Below are 16,175 nucleotides of genomic sequence, written 5' to 3' on the forward strand. Positions count from 1 at the left end.
CTCAGAGGCCGAAGACGCCGGGCAGGCCGCCGATGTCCTTGATCTCGGTATAGCCGTAATACGGGTTTGCCGGCTCGTGCCCGCGATTGACCCAGACCTTGTTCCTGATGCCGAGATCATGGGCCGTCATCAGATCGTAGCGGAACGAGGACGAGACGTGGCAGACGTCCTCCGGCCCGCAGCCCAGCATGTCGAACATGTACTCGAAGCCCTTCATGCGCGGCTTGTAGGAGCGAGCCTGCTCGGCCGTATAGACGGCATGGAAGGGGGCGCCGAGCCGGGCGACATTGTGCGGAATCTGGTCGTTATCCGCATTGGAGAGAATGACGAGCGGGATTTCCTTCGCCACCTTTGCGAGCCCGGCCGGCACGTCCGCATGCGGGCCCCAGGTCGGCACCTGCTCGTAGATCCAGCGCGCATCCTCGGGGCGGAAGGCGACGCCGTTGCGGCGACAGGCGCGCTCCAGCGAATTATAGACGACCTCCTCATAGGGCTTCCAGTCGCCGAGGATCTCGTCGAGCCGATAGGCCGAGAAATTCGTGATGAAGCGCTGCATGGCCGGCTCGTCCAGCTTGTCGCCATAGAGCGCGCGCGCCGCCTTATCCATCGCGAAATAGATCAGCGTGCCGTGGCAATCGAAGGTGACGAATTTCGGCTTGAAGACAGTCATCCGCGCAAATCCCCTGTGGCGAAACGGTTGTGGCCGTTGCACGGATCATAGACGGGCCTCAAACGGCGCGAGCACCGCATTGCCCGCGGCGGGAAGCACAAACTGCCGTCCGCCCCCGGGGCTGTGGCACAGTGTTGCGCCTCCCCACCGCGGCCGATGTGCCTCGCGAGGCGGCCCCCGCCCCTTTCCGCCTGGCCGTGGCATTCCATGCGGTCGCCGCACGTTCCTACGGCCGAAGATATCGCCTGAGCCCGTTCCTCGGGAGGAACTGCGCCGGCATGCGGCTTATCCATGATGCAACGGATACGAAGCGAAGCAGCATGGACCAGGAAACGATCGATCTCGTCGCGTTCGAGGAACGCCATCTCGACGGCGCCCTTCAGCTCTCGCGCGAAGCGGGCTGGCCTCACCGGCGCGAGGACTGGGCGATGCTGCTCGCGCTCAGCAATGGCTTCGTCATGCTCCAGGGCGAGGTCGTGGTCGGCACCGCCATGATGACCCCGTTTGCCGACGAATCCGCCAGGATCGCCATGGTGATCGTGGCTGCAACGATGCGGGGCCGCGGACTCGGCCGCCGGCTGATGGATGCTGCCTTGCAGGCTTGCGGCGAGCGGGAATGCTGCCTCACGGCGACTGCAGACGGCCTGCCCCTCTACGAGAAGCTAGGTTTCCGCGCGGCTGATGAGATCCGCCAGCATCAGGGGCATCTCCGCGAGGGGACAGCGATCCCGGTCCCGATGCGCGGCATCGCATGGGCGCGTGCCGAGGATTTCGCCACTATTGCCGCCCTCGACCGCCAGGCGCTCGGATTCGATCGCCGCACCCTGCTCCACCTCCTTGCCGAGACCGCGCAGGTCGCGATCCTGCGCGAAGGAGACCGCATCACCGGCTTCGGAGCCTTGCGCCCGTTCGGGCGCGGCGAGGTGATCGGCCCCGTGATCGCGGAGACCGAAACGCAGGCGCAAGCCATTCTGTCGTTCCTGATCAATGCCCGGGCCGGCACCTTCCTGCGGGTCGACACGCCCTTGCCCGCCGGGCTCTCCCCCTGGCTCGCCGCGTGCGGCCTCGCGCATGTCGGCGGCGGCATCGCCATGCGCCGCAACGCGGCAAGCCGACAGCCGATCGGGCCCGCGAAACCCTTCGCTCTCGCCAGTCAGGCGCTCGGATAAGCTGGAGAACCGCCATGTTGAGCAATTCCCTGATCGAACTCGATCGCGAACACTGGATTCATCCGGTCGCCTCCTATCGCGGCCATGAGAAGGCCGGGGTTCGCGTGCTGCGCTCGGCGAAAGGCGCGACCATCACGGATGCCTCCGGCAAGCAGCTCATCGACGGATTCGCCGGGCTGTGGTGCGTGAACGCCGGCTACGGGCATGACAGCATCGTCGAGGCCGCAGCGAACCAGATGCGCGAGCTGGCCTATGCGACGGGCTATTTCGGCCTCGGCTCCGAGCCCGCGATCCGGCTGGCGGCCGAGCTCGCCGAGCGTTCGCCGGGCGATCTCAACCGCGTCTACTTCACGCTCGGGGGCTCGGACGCCATAGACAGCACGGTCCGCTTCATCCGCTACTACCAGCAGGCGCGCGGCAAGCCGCAGAAAGACCAGTTCATCTCGATCGAACAGGGCTATCACGGTTCGTCGACCGTCGGTGCCGGCCTCACCGCCCTGCCCGTCTTCCATGCCGGCTTCAGCGTGCCCTATGACTGGCAGCATAAAATTCCGTCGCATTACACGTACCGCAACCCGGCGGGCTCGGCGCCCGACGCCGTCATCGCCGCGTCGCTGGCGGCGCTCAGGGCCAAGGTCGAGGCGGTGGGCGGCGCCGAGCGGGTCGCAGCCTTCTATTGCGAGCCGATCCAGGGCTCCGGCGGCGTGCTCGTTCCGCCGCCCGGCTGGGTCAAGGCGATGCGCGAGCTCTGCCGCGAGCTCGACATCCTCTTCGTCGCCGACGAGGTCATCACCGGATTCGGGCGCACCGGCCCGCTCTTCGCCTGCGAGGACGAGGACATCGTCCCCGACCTGATGACCGTCGCGAAGGGGCTGACCTCCGGCTATGTGCCGATGGGCGCCGTGCTGATGTCGCAGAAGGTCTACGCGGTCATCGCCGACGGCGCGGGCGCGGCGGCGGTGGGCCATGGCTACACCTATTCGGCCCATCCGGTCAGCGCCGCAGTCGGCCTCGAGGTGCTGCGCCTTTACGACAACGGCCTGCTCGACAATGGCCGCAAGGCCGGTGCGCGTCTGATAGCCGGGCTGGAAAGCCTCGGCGATCATCCCCTCGTCGGCGAGGTGCGCGGCCGCGGCATGCTGGCCGCCGTCGAACTCGTGACCGACAAGGCGAGGAAGACGCCGCTGCCGGCCACTGCCGCGCCGGCCCAGCGCATCTTCGACCGCGCCTGGGACAAGGGTCTGGTGATCCGGGCCTTCGGCAACGGTGTGCTGGGCTACGCGCCGCCGCTGTGCTGCACCGACAGCGAGATCGACGCGATCGTCGAACGGACCCGTGCGACGCTCGACGAGACGCTGGCCGACCCGGATGTGCGCGCCGTGATGGCGTGACCGCCAGGTCCATCACGTCATCGGGAGCGGACGCAGCTTCTCCTCGCGCCCGCTTCCGCAACAGCCGATATTCCGCGAACTCCGCGAATTCGGAATTTTGTGCCGCCCGGTTTTCGACATTCGGTGAATCCGGCGAGCCAGCGGTGGGAAACTCATTCACGGCCGGCGCAGAGCGGCCGGGGAACAGAACGCAACCGTCGCGACCAGCGACCGAGCAACCCCGAGGCGACGCGACCGCGCTCGCCGACGATCACGGATACCCGCGCGCAAAAGCGGGAGAAGCGGAGAAGCGATGGCTAAGGGTTTCGGCGACTTCCGCTACATGACCTTCGACGTCGTGGGCACGCTGATCGATTTCGAGGGCGGCCTTGTCGGCAGCCTCGAAGCCATCGCCCGCGAGGCCGGGGTTCCCTTCGACGGCGGGGAGGCACTGAACCTCTACCGCGCCGCCCGCTATATGCCGGATGTCCAGCACTTCCCCGACGATCTCGTCCGGGTCTACGGCGTGATCGCGCCGAAGCTCGGCCTGCCGGCAGGCGAGAGCCATGCGCGGCGCCTGCGGGACGCCGTCAAGGACTGGCGCCCGTTCCAGGACAGCACTGATGCCCTCGCCCGGCTGGCAAAGCGCTACAAGCTGATCGCGATGACAAATGCCCAGCGCTGGGCTTTCGAGCATTTCTCCCGCGCCCTCGGCAACCCGTTCCATGCCGGCTTCACCGTCGACGACACCGGCACCGAGAAGCCGGACCCGGCCTTCTTCGAGCAGGTCTTCGCCTTCGTCGAGAAGGAGGGCGGCTCGCGCGAGCAGATCCTGCATGTCGCGCAGAGCCAGTACCACGACATCGGAATCTCCCGGAAGCTCGGCCTGACCAATTGCTGGATCCAGCGGCGCCACGCGCAAGCCGGCTATGGCGGCACGATCGAACCTGAACGCTTCACCGAGCCTGACTTCCACTTCACCTCGATGGGCGCGCTCGCCGATGCCGTCGAGAGCCGTCTGGTGGCTTGAAGGAACCCGCAACGAAGAAGACCAACGCCGGCGCAACGGCGCAAATCAGAAGAGGGGAATGAGCATGACCGACAAGATTTCTTCCAGCTGGACGAGCGCCGACGACGCCATCGTCGAGAATGCGATCCGCCGCGGCGCCAGCCGCCGCGACCTCCTGCAGATGCTGATGGCCGGCGGCCTTGCCGCTTCCGCCAGCAGCCTCGTGCTGGCGCGCGCCACCTCCGCGCTCGCCGCCACGCCGGTGAAGGGCGGCAACCTGAAGGCGGCCGGCTGGTCGTCCTCGACCGCCGACACGCTCGACCCCGCCAAGGCTTCGCTGTCGACGGACTATGTCCGCTGCTGCGCCTTCTACAACCGCCTGACCTTCCTGGACGGCGAAGGCAAGCTGCAGATGGAGCTCGCCGACAAGTTCGAGACCAAGGACGCCAAGGTCTGGACCGTCACGCTCAAGAAGGGCGTCACCTTCCATGACGGTAAGCCGCTGACCTCGGCCGACGTCATCTATTCGCTGAAGCGCCATCTCGACCCCGCCGTCGGCTCGAAGTCGAACTCGCTCGCCAAGCAGATGACCGAGTTCAAGGCGGTCGATCCGCTGACCGTCGAGATCACGCTCGCGGCGCCGAACGGCGACCTGCCGACCATCCTGTCGACACACCACTTCATGATCATCGCCGACGGGACCACGAATTTCGCCAAGGCAAACGGCACCGGTGCCTTCACCTGCGAAAGCTTCGAGCCCGGCGTGCGCTCGATCGCCGCCAGGAACAAGAACTACTTCAAGTCCGGCGGGGCGAACCTCGATTCCTTCGAGTTCTTCGCGATCACCGACGACACGGCGCGCGTCAATGCGCTGCTCTCCGGCGATATCCATATGGCCGCCGCGATCAATCCGCGCTCGATGCGCCTGGTCGAGAGCCAGCCGAACGTCGTCTTGTCGAAGACCACGACCGGCAACTACACGAACCTCAACATGCGGCTGGACATGGCGCCCGGCAACAAGGCGGATTTCGTCGCCGGCATGAAGTATCTGCTCAACCGCGAGCAGATCCAGAAATCGGCTTTGCGCGGCCTGGCCGAGATCGCCAACGACCAGCCCGTTCCGCCGATGAACGTCTATCACAACAAGGATCTGAAGCCGAAGGCGTTCGATCCCGAGCGGGCCAAGTCGCTGTTCCAGAAGGCCGGCGTGCTCGGCCAGTCGATCCCGATCGTCGCCTCGGACGCCGCCGGCTCGTCGGTCGACATGGCCGTGCTCGTCCAGCAGGCCGGCAACGCGATCGGCATGAAGTTCGACATCCAGCGCGTTCCCTCGGATGGCTACTGGTCGAACTACTGGCTGAAGGCCCCGGTCCATTTCGGCAACATCAACCCGCGGCCGACGCCGGACATCCTGTTCTCGCTGCTCTACGCCTCCACGGCGCCGTGGAACGAGAGCCAGTACAAGTCCGAGAAGTTCGACAAGATGCTGCTGGAGGCGCGCGGCTCGCTCGACGAGGCCAAGCGCAAGCAGATCTACGGCGAGATGCAGGTGATGGTCGCCGACGAGGCCGGCACCGCGATCCCGGTCTACATCTCGAATGTCGACGCGATCTCGAACAAGCTCAAGGGCCTGCTCCCCAACCCACTCGGCGGCATGATGGGCTACGCCTTCGCCGAGTACGTCTGGCTCGAAGGCTAAAGCCCTTTTTCTCCTGCGGGCCGGGCGCGTGCGTCCGGCCCCCTTTTCGTGTCACACTCCACCTGGAGGTGTCAGCTGCGGGAGCGTCGATGAACCTTCACCTGTTGTCCCTGCTGGGCGGACGGCTGCTCGTCGCGCTGCTGACGCTGCTGATCGTCTCGTTCGTGGTGTTCTGCGCCACCCAGATCCTGCCCGGCGACGTGGCCGAAGTGCTGCTCGGCCAGGCGGCGACGCCGGAGGCCGTTGCAGGGCTTCGCACCGCGATGCATCTCAACGACCCGGCGATCCTGCGCTTCTTCCGCTGGCTCGGTGGAATGCTGACCGGCGATCTCGGCATATCCTACGCCAATAACCGGCCGATCGCGGAGCTCATCGCTGGGCGGCTCGGCAATTCGCTCCAGCTCGCGGCCGCGACCGCCCTCTTCTCGGTGCCGATCGCGCTCGCGCTCGGGATCACCTCCGCCATGCTGCGCGGCACGCTCTATGATCGCTCGGTCACGATGGCGACGATCACGGTGATTTCGGTGCCGGAATTCATGATCGCCACGGCGGGCGTGCTGATTTTCGCCGTCTGGCTGAAATGGCTGCCGGCGCTGTCCTTCGCGCGTGACGTCCACTCCTTCGGCGAGATGCTGCGCATCTATGCGATGCCGGTATTCACGCTGAGCTTCGTCATCTCCGCGCAGATGATCCGGATGTCGCGCGCCGCCGTCGTCGAAACCCTCGACACGCCCTATGTCGAGATGGCGCAGCTCAAGGGTGCCTCCCGCACGCGGGTCGTGCTGCGCCATGCGCTGCCCAACGCGCTCGGCCCGATCGTCAACGCGGTGGCGCTGTCGCTCTCCTATCTGCTCGGCGGCGTCATCATCGTCGAGACGATCTTCAACTATCCCGGCATCGCCAAGCTGATGGTCGATGCCGTGGCGACGCGGGATCTGCCGCTGATCCAGAGCTGCGCCATGATCTTCTGCGTCGTCTACCTGCTGCTGATCACGACGGCGGACGTCATCGCCATCCTGTCGAACCCGAAATTGCGCTGACCATGGCAACCGACGCCACCACCACGACCCTCAAGCCGCGCCGGGCGGGATATCGGTTCAACCTCACGGGCTGGATCAGCCTCGTCATCATCCTCGCCTGGGCTGCGATCGCGATCCTTGCGCCCTACGTGACGCCCTACGGCATCAGTGACATCGTCGACACCGACTATTTCGGCCCGATGAGCCTGCAGTTCCCGCTTGGGACGGACTACCTCGGCCGCGACATGCTCTCGCGCATCCTGTTCGGCGCGCGCTACACCGTCGGCATCTCGCTGGCGGCGACGCTGATCGCCTGCTCGATCGGCGTCACGCTCGGCATGGCCGCTGCCGTCAGCGGCGGCTGGTTCGACACGGTGCTGAGCCGCTTCATCGATGCGCTCAGCTCGATCCCCAGCAAGCTGTTCGCTCTCGTTGCCGTTGCCGGCGTCGGTTCCTCGATCCCCGTCCTGATGCTGATCCTCGGCATCATCTACACGCCCGGCTCCTATCGCTTCGCGCGGGCGCTCGCGGTCAACGTCAACACCACCGATTTCGTCACCGTGGCGCGCATCCGCGGCGAGAAGCTGAGCTACCTGATCCGCGCCGAGATCCTGCCCAACATCATCGGGCCGGTGCTCGCCGATGTCGGCTTGCGCTTCGTCTTCATCGTGCTGCTCTTGTCCGGCCTATCCTTTCTCGGGCTCGGCGTGCAGCCGCCGGAGGCCGACTGGGGCTCGCTAGTACGCGAGAATATCGGCGGCCTGCCCTTCGGTGCGCCGGCTGTGATGGCACCCTCCTTCGCCATCGCCAGCCTGACGATCGCGGTCAACCTGCTGATCGACAACCTGCCGCAGAAAATCCGCGACCGGAGCGAATGATGAGCCCTCTCGTCGAAATCCGGGACCTCAAGGTCGAGGCGACCACCGATGCCGGCCGGCGCGTCGAGATCATCAAGGGCGTGAGCTTCGAGATCGCGCCGGGCGAGATCGTCGCGCTGATCGGAGAGAGCGGCTCGGGCAAGACCACGATCGCACTGACCCTGCTCGGCTATACGCGGACCGGCTGCCGCATTGCCGGCGGCAGCGTCAGCGTCGACGGGCGCGACATGGCCAACCTGCCCGAGAAGGATCGGGCGAAAATCCGCGGCGTCACGGTCTCCTATGTGCCGCAGAGCGCGGCCGCCGCCTTCAATCCGGCGCAGCGGATCATGGACCAGGTGATCGAGATCACCCGCATCCACGAACTGATGCCCCGTGCCGAGGCCGAAGCCAAGGCGGTGGACCTGTTCCGGGCCTTGTCCCTGCCCTCGCCGGAGACGATCGGCACGCGCTACCCGCACCAGGTGTCCGGCGGCCAGCTCCAGCGCCTCTCGGCGGCCATGGCCCTGATCGGCGACCCGAAGGTCGTGATCTTCGACGAGCCGACGACCGCGCTCGACGTCACCACGCAGATCGAGGTCCTGCGCGCCTTCAAATCCGTGATGCGCCAGGGCCGGATGGCCGGCGTCTACGTCTCGCACGACCTGGCGGTCGTCGCCCAGATCGCCGACCGCATCGTCGTGCTGAAGGGCGGCGTCATCCAGGAAATCGGCGCCACGGCCCAGATCCTGTCGGCGCCGGAACATCCATACACCCGGGAACTGCTCGCGGCCTTCGCGCCGCCCGGGCGCGTGCCCGTACAGGTCACAAGTCCGGAAGACGCGGTTCCGCGCCCGGTGATGGAACTCGCATCAGTCAGCGCCGGCTACGGCAAGCTGCAGGCGGACGGAACACCGCTGATCCTGGCGGTCGACAAGGTCAGCTTCAAGCTGGAGCGCGGGCGCAATCTCGGCATCATCGGAGAATCCGGCTGCGGCAAGTCCACGCTTGCGCGCGCGATCGCCGGCATCATCCCGCCCTCCTCCGGCACGATCGCCTTCGACGGCAAGCCGATGGCGCCCCGCGCGCAGGACCGGAGCGCCGATGAATTGCGCAAGCTCCAGATCGTGTTCCAGTCGGCCGATACGGCGCTCAATCCGGCCAAGCCGATCGAGGATATCCTAGGCCGGCCCCTCACCTTCTACCACGGCCTGCGTGGCGCCGCCCGCGACGCGCGCATCGACCGGCTGCTCGAGCTGGTGCATCTGCCCCGCGCCCTGAAGCACCGGCTGCCGAGCGAATTGTCGGGCGGACAGAAGCAGCGCGTGAACCTGGCCCGTGCGCTCGCCGCGGACCCCGAGCTGATTCTCTGCGACGAGATCACCTCCGCGCTCGACACGGTGGTCGCCGCCGCCATCATCGAACTGCTGAAGGACCTGCAGCGCGAGCTCGGCCTGTCCTATCTCTTCATCAGCCACGACCTGACGACGGTGCAGGCGATCTGCGACGAGGTCGCGGTCATGTATCGTGGCGTGAAGGTCGAGCAGCTGCCTGCGGACCAGGTCGGCAGCACCACCGGCCACCCCTATTCGCGCCTGCTGATGTCGTCCGTGCCCAAGCTCGACCCGGCCTGGCTCGACAAGCTCGAACGCGACCCGGAACTCGTCGCGGCCTTCGCGAAGCGCTGAGGCCGCCTCAGGTCGCGACCGTGGCCGTGACCGGAAACAGGCTGGTCAACGGCATATGCGGCTTCACGATCGGCGATTTCAGCACGACGAAGCTGAAATACTTGTCGATGCCGATATCGAGGTCGATCAGCCGCTCCATCAGGGTCTGGTATTCGATGATGCCGCTGGTGACGAACTTCACGAGATAGTCGTAACCACCCGAGACCAGATGGCATTCGATCACCTGATCGAGCTTCTCGATGGCGGCCAGGAAGCGGGCGAAGTCGATCTGCCGGTGGTTCTTCAGTGTCACCTCGGTGAAGACGGTCAGGGTCTGGCCGAGCTTGCCGACGTTGATGCGGGCGGAATAGCCGGTGATGTAGCCGTCCTGCTGCAGTTTCTTGACGCGCATCAGGCAGGGGCTCGGCGACAGATTCACCAGCTCGGCCAGCTCGACATTGGTGATCCGGCCGTTCTTCTGCAGCTCGTAGAGGATCTTGATATCGATCTGGTCAAGCTTCATGCGGGCCTCGTCGGGCTTGGCGCTGCCGGGGCGGCGCGCCCGCCGGCTCTTCGACGGACCATGCCGCAAACCGGCACATGCGGCAATCCGGCAGCAGATAATGCCGCGCTTAAAAAACAGGCGCGCAGGGGGCTTGCCCGATATTCATCGCGAAATCAGGCGATCAAAGCGAAGGAAATGCCGTGCGGGTGCGATCTGCGGTGCACGGACAGTTTCGCCGCCGGTTAGTCTCCTGGCAAGGAGACCGTGATGCCGGCGCCACTGTTCGAGATCGAGACCAGCCCCGCTTTGCCCGAGAGTGCCGATGTCGTCGTGATCGGCGGCGGCATCGTCGGCACCTGCGCCGCCTATTATCTCGCACGGCGCGGCGTGAAGGTCGCGCTCATCGAGAAGGGCCGGATCGGCGCCGAGCAGTCGAGCCGCAACTGGGGCTGGTGCCGGCAGCAGAACCGCGACGCGCGCGAACTGCCGATGGCGACCGAAAGCCTGACGCTCTGGGATCGTTTCGCCGGGGAGATCGGAGAGGATCTCGGCTTCCGTCGCTGCGGCCTGCTCTATCTGAGCGATGACGACGCACAGCTCGCCAGCTGGGCGAAATGGCGCGATTTCGCCCGCGGCGAGGGTGTCGTCACCAACATGCTCTCGCCGGAGGAAGCCTCGAACCGCGGCAGCGCGACCGGGAAGCGCTGGAAGGGCGGCGTGTTCTCGCCGACGGATGGCACGGCCGATCCTGCCCGGGCCGCACCGGTGATCGCGCGCGGCATCCTCAAGTCCGGCGGGACCGTGCATCAGTTCTGCGCGGCGCGGGGCATCGAGACGGCGGGCGGTCGCGTCTCGGGCGTCGTGACGGAGAAGGGCACGATCCGCACAACGACCGTGATCCACGCTGGCGGTGCCTGGGCGTCCTCATTCCTCAACCAACTCGGCATCCGCTTCCCCCAATCCTCTGTCAGATCGTCGATTCTATCCGTAGCCCCCGGCGCAACCGGCCTGCCGGACGCTCTGCATACGGCCGCGGTCTCGGTGACCCGGCGCAGCGATGGCGGCTACACGCTGGCGATCAGCGGCGGGGCCCGCGTCGACCCGACGCCTCAGCAATTGCGCTTCGCCCGCCAGTTCGTGCCGATGTTCCTGCGGCGCTGGCGCAACCTCGCCATCGGCGGGCTGGACGGCTGGAAGGCCGGCCACGAGACGCTCGGTCGCTGGAAGCTCGACGCGCCGACGCCGATGGAGGCCAACCGCATCCTCGATCCGACGCCCGATCCGCGCCAGATCGCCGAAACCCATGCGCGGGCGCAGCGTCTGCTGCCCGCCCTGAAGGCCGTGCCGGTCGCGGCGCGCTGGGCGGGCTATATCGACTCGACGCCGGACGGCGTGCCGGCCATCGGAGAGCTCACGGGCCTGCCGGGCTTCATCCTCGCAGCCGGGTTCAGCGGCCACGGCTTCGGCATCGGTCCCGGCGCCGGTCACATGATCGCGGATATCGTGACCGGTGCGAAGCCGATCGTCGATCCGGCGCCCTATCGGCCGGAGCGACTGGAGGGCTCGGCCTTCGGCAAGGTGGCCGAGTTCTAGACCGGCGGAACGGTACACGCCCGGATCGCATAAGCCCGGCTTATGGGCCCGGAAAAAATCCGTCTTTTCGCTCGCTGCGCCGGGCACGGATGCTGCATGGGCCAGTTCGGAAAGACGAGCGAATTCGAAGCAAAAAGGGGAATGGGATGATCGGGTTCAGGACAACGGTCGCGGCGCTCGCCATGATGGCCGCCGCGGCGACCGCCCAGGCACAGACGGTCTACAAGGTCGGTTCGACGCCGACGGGCACGCCGTTCACCTTCCTCGACGCCAAGACGAACACCATCCAGGGGATGATGGTCGACGTGATCGAGGAGATCGGCAAGGACGCCGGCTTCAAGGTCGAGATCCAGCCGATGCAGTTCTCGACCCTGATCGCCTCGCTGACCTCCGGCAAGATCGATATCATTTCCGCCGCCATGTACGGCTCGCCGGAGCGTGCCAAGGTCGTCGACTTCAGCGAGGACGTCTACGCCTATGGCGAGGGTCTCGTGGTCAAGTCGGACGACTCCAAGGATTATGCCGGCTTCGCGGATCTCAAGGGCAAGAAGGTCGGCGGCCAGATCGGCACGCGCTATATCGACGCCCTCAAGGCCTCGGGCGCGCCAGCCGAGGTCGGCGCCTATGACAGCCTGCCCGACATCCTGCGCGACGTCTCCAACGGCCGGCTCGATGCCGGCATCGGCGACTATCCGATCCTGGCCTACAACCTTGCGCAAGGGCGCTTCCCGCAACTGCGGCTGGTCAAGTCCTACAAGCCCTCGGTGCCGGGACCGATCAACATCGCCGTCAAGCAGGGCAATGCCGAGCTGCTGGGGAAGATCAACACCAGCCTCGCGAACATGAAGAAGGACGGCCGCTTCGAGACGATCCTGAAAAAGTGGGGTCTCTGAGCGCGCGCCATCGATCCAGTCATGACGCATTTTCTCAGCCAGGTTCCGACATACCTGCCGATCCTGATGCAGGGCGTCTACCTCACGCTGCTGGTCACGCTCGGCGCCTTCGTCCTCGCGACGGCGCTGGGCCTGGTCTGGGCCTTCATGCGGGTGAGCGGCATCGCGCCGCTCGCCTGGACGGCGCGCACGATCATCGTCATCGTGCGCGGCATCCCGGGTATCGTCACCCTCTTCTACATCTACTTCGTGCTGCCGGATCTCGGCCTGTCGCTGACGGCCGTCCAGGCCGCCATCATCGGCCTCGGCATCGCCTATTCGCCTTATATGGCCGAAGTCTTCCGCTCCGGCATCGAGGCGATCGACCGCGGCCAGACGGAAGCAGCGCTTTCGATCGGCATGGGCTGGGGCCTGCTGATGCGGCGCGTCGTCCTGCCCCAGGCGATCCGCGTGGCGCTCCCGCCCTATGGCAGCACCATGGTCATGCTGCTCAAGGATTCCTCGCTCGCCTCGACGATCACCGTCGCGGAGCTCTCTCTGCAGGGCAAGCTGCTGGCATCCTCCACCTTCGAGAACACCACGATCTTCACGATGGTCGCCCTGATCTACCTCGCGATGAGCCTGCCGCTCACCGCCTTCAACGGCTGGCTCGAACGCCGCCTGAGGCAGGCCCGATGAGCATCATTGAACTGCGCAACATCAGAAAATCCTTCGGCACGGTCGAGGTCATCCACGATGTCTCCTTCTCGGTCGAGAAGGGCGAGGTGGTCTGCATCATCGGACCGTCCGGCTCCGGCAAGTCGACCCTCCTGCGCTGCATCAACGGCCTCGAGACCTATCAGGGCGGCTCGATCGCGGTACACGGGCAACGGGTCGACACAGGATCCTCCGCCATCCGGCAGTTGCGGACCCGCGTCGCCATGGTGTTCCAGCGCTTCAACCTGTTTCCACACCGGACAGCACTGGAAAATGTCGCGGAAGGCCCGATCTTCGTGAAGAAGGAGCCGCGCGAGGAGGTGCTGAAGCGCTCGCGGGATCTGCTCACCCGTGTCGGGCTCGGCGCCAAGATCGACGCCTATCCCGCCCAGCTCTCCGGCGGCCAGCAGCAGCGCGTCGCGATCGCGCGTGCGCTCGGCATGAAGCCCGACGCGATCCTGTTCGACGAGCCGACATCGGCGCTCGATCCGGAGCTCGTCGGCGAGGTCCTCGCCGTCATGCGGTCGCTCGCCGACGAAGGCATGACGATGGTCGTCGTCACCCATGAGATGGGCTTTGCCCGCGAGGTCGCCGACCGCGTGCTGTTCCTCGATGGTGGCGTCCTCGTCGAAGAAGGGCCGCCCGACGAAGTTCTAAGCCGTCCGCAGAACCCGCGTACGCAGGATTTCCTGCGGCGCATCCTGCCTTCGTGAGGACATACGCATGGCTCGCCTGACCGGCCCGTTCTTCAGCGATGATGCGGTCGACACACCCTATTGGTGGGATGCTGCGAAACCGGCAGCCCCGGCAGCGACCGAACTGCCGGCGCAGAGCGAAGTCGTGATCGTGGGGGCCGGCTTCACCGGGCTCAACGCCGCGCTGACGCTGGCCCGGGCCGGCAAGCAGGTCACCGTGCTGGATGCGGAAGCGCCCGGCTGGGGCGCCTCCTCCCGCAATGGCGGCATGCTCGGCCCGGGCTGGGCCACCTTCGACACCGCGATGGCCTATGGGCCGGACAAGGCGCGTGCCATCGTCGAGGAAAGCTTCCTCGCCCTTCAGCACGTCAAGGATGTGGTGGCCCGCGAAGCCATCGCCTGCGATCTCGCGGTGGTCGGCTATTTCCGGGGCGCGATGACGCCGCGCCTCTATGAGGCGATGGGGCGCAATCTCGACCGCATCCGGCAGGTCATGCCCTGCGATGCCTACCTGGTCCCGCGCGCCGAGCAGCAGGGCGAAATCGGAACCGAGCTCTACCATGGCGGCCTCGCCATGCCCGGTTATGCCGGCTTGCACCCGGCCCGCTATGTCGCCGGCCTTGCCGAGGCTGCACGCCGCCTCGGCGTGCAGATCATCGGCGGCGCCCGCGTCACGGCCATTGCGTCGCAGGCCGGTGGGTTCAGCCTCTCCGTCGGGAAGCGGACGATCACGGCGAAGCAGCTCCTCGTCGCGACCAACGGCTATACCGGAGCGCTCCTGCCCTTCCTGCAACGGCGGATCATTCCGATCCGCAGCGCGCTGATCGCGACCGGACAGCTCCCGGCCGAGGTGATGGATCGCCTCATGCCGAAGCGGCGCATGCTGGCGGGCAGCCAGCGCGTCGTGACCTATTACCGCCCCTCGCCCGACGGGACCCGGATTCTCTTCGGCGGGCGCGTGCTCAAGGTGACCGGCGAGGATGTCGGCCACGCCAATGCTACCCATTTGCGCAAGCAGATGCTGCAGGTCTTCCCCGAGCTGGAACGGACGCCGATCACGCATTACTGGCACGGTCAGACCGGCTTCACCTTCGACAAGCTGCCCCATCTCGGCGAGCAGGACGGCGTCTTCTACGCCTGCGGCTACAATGGCACCGGCATCGCGCGGGCGAGCTGGTTCGGCCACAGGATCGCCCAGCGCATGCTCGGCAGCACGGACGCACCCAGCGCCTATGCCGACCTGCCCTTCCGCAGCCGGCCGCTCTATTACGGCAAGCCCTGGTTCCTGCCGCTCGCCGTGCTCTTCTACGAAATGCGCGATCGCTGGGACCAGCGATAGATCGGGGAGAACGCCCAGCGGCGGTTGAGACTGGACATCCGCCTCGACGGCGGCGATGTCTGCGCTATCGCCGTTGATGGGACGACAGATGCGGGCGCGCCAACTCGAAGTCTTCTGCACGCTGATGCGCTGCGGCACGGTGACCGGCGCGGCCGCGATGCTGAACATCTCGCAGCCGGCGCTGAGCCAGATCCTGCTCCATGCCGAGGACCAGCTCGGCTTCAAGCTGTTCAACCGCGTGCGCGGCCGGCTGGTGCCGACGCAGGAGGCCGAGGAGCTCTACTCCCAGGCCGAGCACATCTTCGGCGAGCTCGATGCGCTCAGGCGCCGGACGATCGACATGCGGCACGGCCGCACCGGCCTCGTCCGGCTCGCCGCCTCGGCGCCGCCCTCCATGTCGATCGTGCCGCGCGCCCTGACCGCCTTCAGGGAGGAGCATCCCGAGATCGTGGTGCGCTCGCTGATCGCCTCGCAGACGGCCATCGTCGAGATGCTGCGCAATGGCGAGGTGTCGCTCGGCATCGCCATGAACAACCTGCCGCATGCCGGCATCCACGCCGAGACGGTGGGGCGCGCCACGCTGGTCTGCGTCGTCTCGTCCGAGCATCGGCTGGCGGGGCTGGACTGCGTCCGTTTCGCCGATATCAGCGACGAGACCCTGATCTCCTATCGCGCTGACACCTTGCCGGGCCGGCTGCTGGCCGCCTCGGCGGAAGCCGAGGATTTCGCCTATGCACCGGCGATCGAGATCGATCTGTCGATCACGGCCCTGCCCTATGTGCGCGACGGGCTGGGCATCGCCATCGTCGACAGCCTCCTGCCCTGGGAGCAGTTCAACGGCGTCGTGACCCGGCCGTTCGAGCCCCGGATCGAGGTACCGATCGCGATCCTGACCAGCAATGACCGGCCGCTTTCGGCCAGCCATGAATTGATGCGCGATTGCCTGCGCGCCGCCTGCCGGGACCTCGGCCGGCCCGGCAACGCCTGAATACGC

15 protein-coding genes are annotated in these 16,175 nt (G+C 66.5%); 13 read left to right on the forward strand and 2 right to left on the reverse strand.

The features are described 5' to 3' along the window. Position 1: 1 nt before the first annotated feature. A complete protein-coding gene (locus ASE61_RS00180; RefSeq protein ID WP_061963506.1) occupies positions 2-670 on the reverse strand; it encodes a haloacid dehalogenase type II in 669 nt (222 codons plus the stop codon). Positions 671-990: 320 nt separating this feature from the next. On the opposite strand from ASE61_RS00180, the gene ASE61_RS00185 reads away from it, so the two are divergent. From ASE61_RS00185 to ASE61_RS00215, 7 genes are all read left to right on the forward strand, one after another. Then, entirely contained in the window at positions 991-1,839 is an 849-nt protein-coding gene (locus ASE61_RS00185; protein ID WP_061965421.1) for a GNAT family N-acetyltransferase, read from the forward strand. A 14-nt stretch (positions 1,840-1,853) separates the two neighbouring features. Beyond that, on the forward strand, positions 1,854-3,230 hold the full coding sequence (locus ASE61_RS00190) for an aspartate aminotransferase family protein (RefSeq protein ID WP_061963508.1): 1,377 nt from the start codon (positions 1,854-1,856) through the stop codon (positions 3,228-3,230). Positions 3,231-3,522: 292 nt separating this feature from the next. After that, positions 3,523-4,239: an HAD-IA family hydrolase gene (locus ASE61_RS00195; RefSeq protein WP_061963510.1), complete on the forward strand. Its 717-nt coding sequence runs from the start codon at positions 3,523-3,525 to the stop codon at positions 4,237-4,239. 64 nt (positions 4,240-4,303) lie between these two features. Continuing rightward, positions 4,304-5,917, forward strand: a complete 1,614-nt coding sequence (locus tag ASE61_RS00200) for an ABC transporter substrate-binding protein (RefSeq protein WP_061965423.1) — start codon at positions 4,304-4,306, stop codon at positions 5,915-5,917. Between the two features lie 89 nt (positions 5,918-6,006). Then, entirely contained in the window at positions 6,007-6,957 is a 951-nt protein-coding gene (locus ASE61_RS00205; protein WP_061963512.1) for an ABC transporter permease, read from the forward strand. Between the two features lie 2 nt (positions 6,958-6,959). After that, complete coding sequence (locus ASE61_RS00210; RefSeq protein ID WP_156406935.1) at positions 6,960-7,814, forward strand: ABC transporter permease; 855 nt, start codon at positions 6,960-6,962, stop codon at positions 7,812-7,814. Next, on the forward strand, positions 7,814-9,481 hold the full coding sequence (locus ASE61_RS00215; protein ID WP_061963517.1) for an ABC transporter ATP-binding protein: 1,668 nt from the start codon (positions 7,814-7,816) through the stop codon (positions 9,479-9,481). Before ASE61_RS00210 ends, ASE61_RS00215 begins: the two co-directional genes overlap by 1 nt. A gap of 7 nt (positions 9,482-9,488) precedes the next feature. Here ASE61_RS00215 and ASE61_RS00220 read toward each other — a convergent pair whose 3' ends face one another. Then, positions 9,489-9,983, reverse strand: a complete 495-nt coding sequence (locus ASE61_RS00220; protein ID WP_061963519.1) for an Lrp/AsnC family transcriptional regulator — start codon at positions 9,981-9,983, stop codon at positions 9,489-9,491. A gap of 249 nt (positions 9,984-10,232) precedes the next feature. Between ASE61_RS00220 and ASE61_RS00225 the strand changes: the two genes are divergently transcribed. From ASE61_RS00225 to ASE61_RS00250, 6 genes are all read left to right on the forward strand, one after another. Then, the gene (locus tag ASE61_RS00225; RefSeq protein ID WP_061963521.1) at positions 10,233-11,558 is read left to right on the forward strand and encodes an NAD(P)/FAD-dependent oxidoreductase; all 1,326 of its coding nucleotides are present in this window, start codon (positions 10,233-10,235) and stop codon (positions 11,556-11,558) included. 146 nt (positions 11,559-11,704) lie between these two features. After that, positions 11,705-12,451, forward strand: coding sequence for an ABC transporter substrate-binding protein (locus ASE61_RS00230; protein ID WP_061963523.1), 747 nt, complete (start codon positions 11,705-11,707; stop codon positions 12,449-12,451). 21 nt (positions 12,452-12,472) lie between these two features. Then, on the forward strand, positions 12,473-13,129 hold the full coding sequence (locus tag ASE61_RS00235) for an amino acid ABC transporter permease (protein WP_061963525.1): 657 nt from the start codon (positions 12,473-12,475) through the stop codon (positions 13,127-13,129). A gap of 2 nt (positions 13,130-13,131) precedes the next feature. Further along, on the forward strand, positions 13,132-13,860 hold the full coding sequence (locus tag ASE61_RS00240; RefSeq protein WP_061965425.1) for an amino acid ABC transporter ATP-binding protein: 729 nt from the start codon (positions 13,132-13,134) through the stop codon (positions 13,858-13,860). Between the two features lie 10 nt (positions 13,861-13,870). Beyond that, on the forward strand, positions 13,871-15,181 hold the full coding sequence (locus ASE61_RS00245) for an NAD(P)/FAD-dependent oxidoreductase (RefSeq protein WP_061963527.1): 1,311 nt from the start codon (positions 13,871-13,873) through the stop codon (positions 15,179-15,181). A gap of 88 nt (positions 15,182-15,269) precedes the next feature. Further along, positions 15,270-16,169 carry a LysR family transcriptional regulator gene (locus ASE61_RS00250; RefSeq protein ID WP_061963529.1) on the forward strand — a complete coding sequence of 300 codons (900 nt, stop codon included), beginning with the start codon at positions 15,270-15,272 and terminating at the stop codon, positions 16,167-16,169. Positions 16,170-16,175: the final 6 nt, after the last annotated feature.

Origin of the sequence: Allobosea sp. Root670, from assembly GCF_001429415.1 — a bacterium.
Lineage (GTDB): Bacteria > Pseudomonadota > Alphaproteobacteria > Rhizobiales > Beijerinckiaceae > Allobosea > Allobosea robiniae.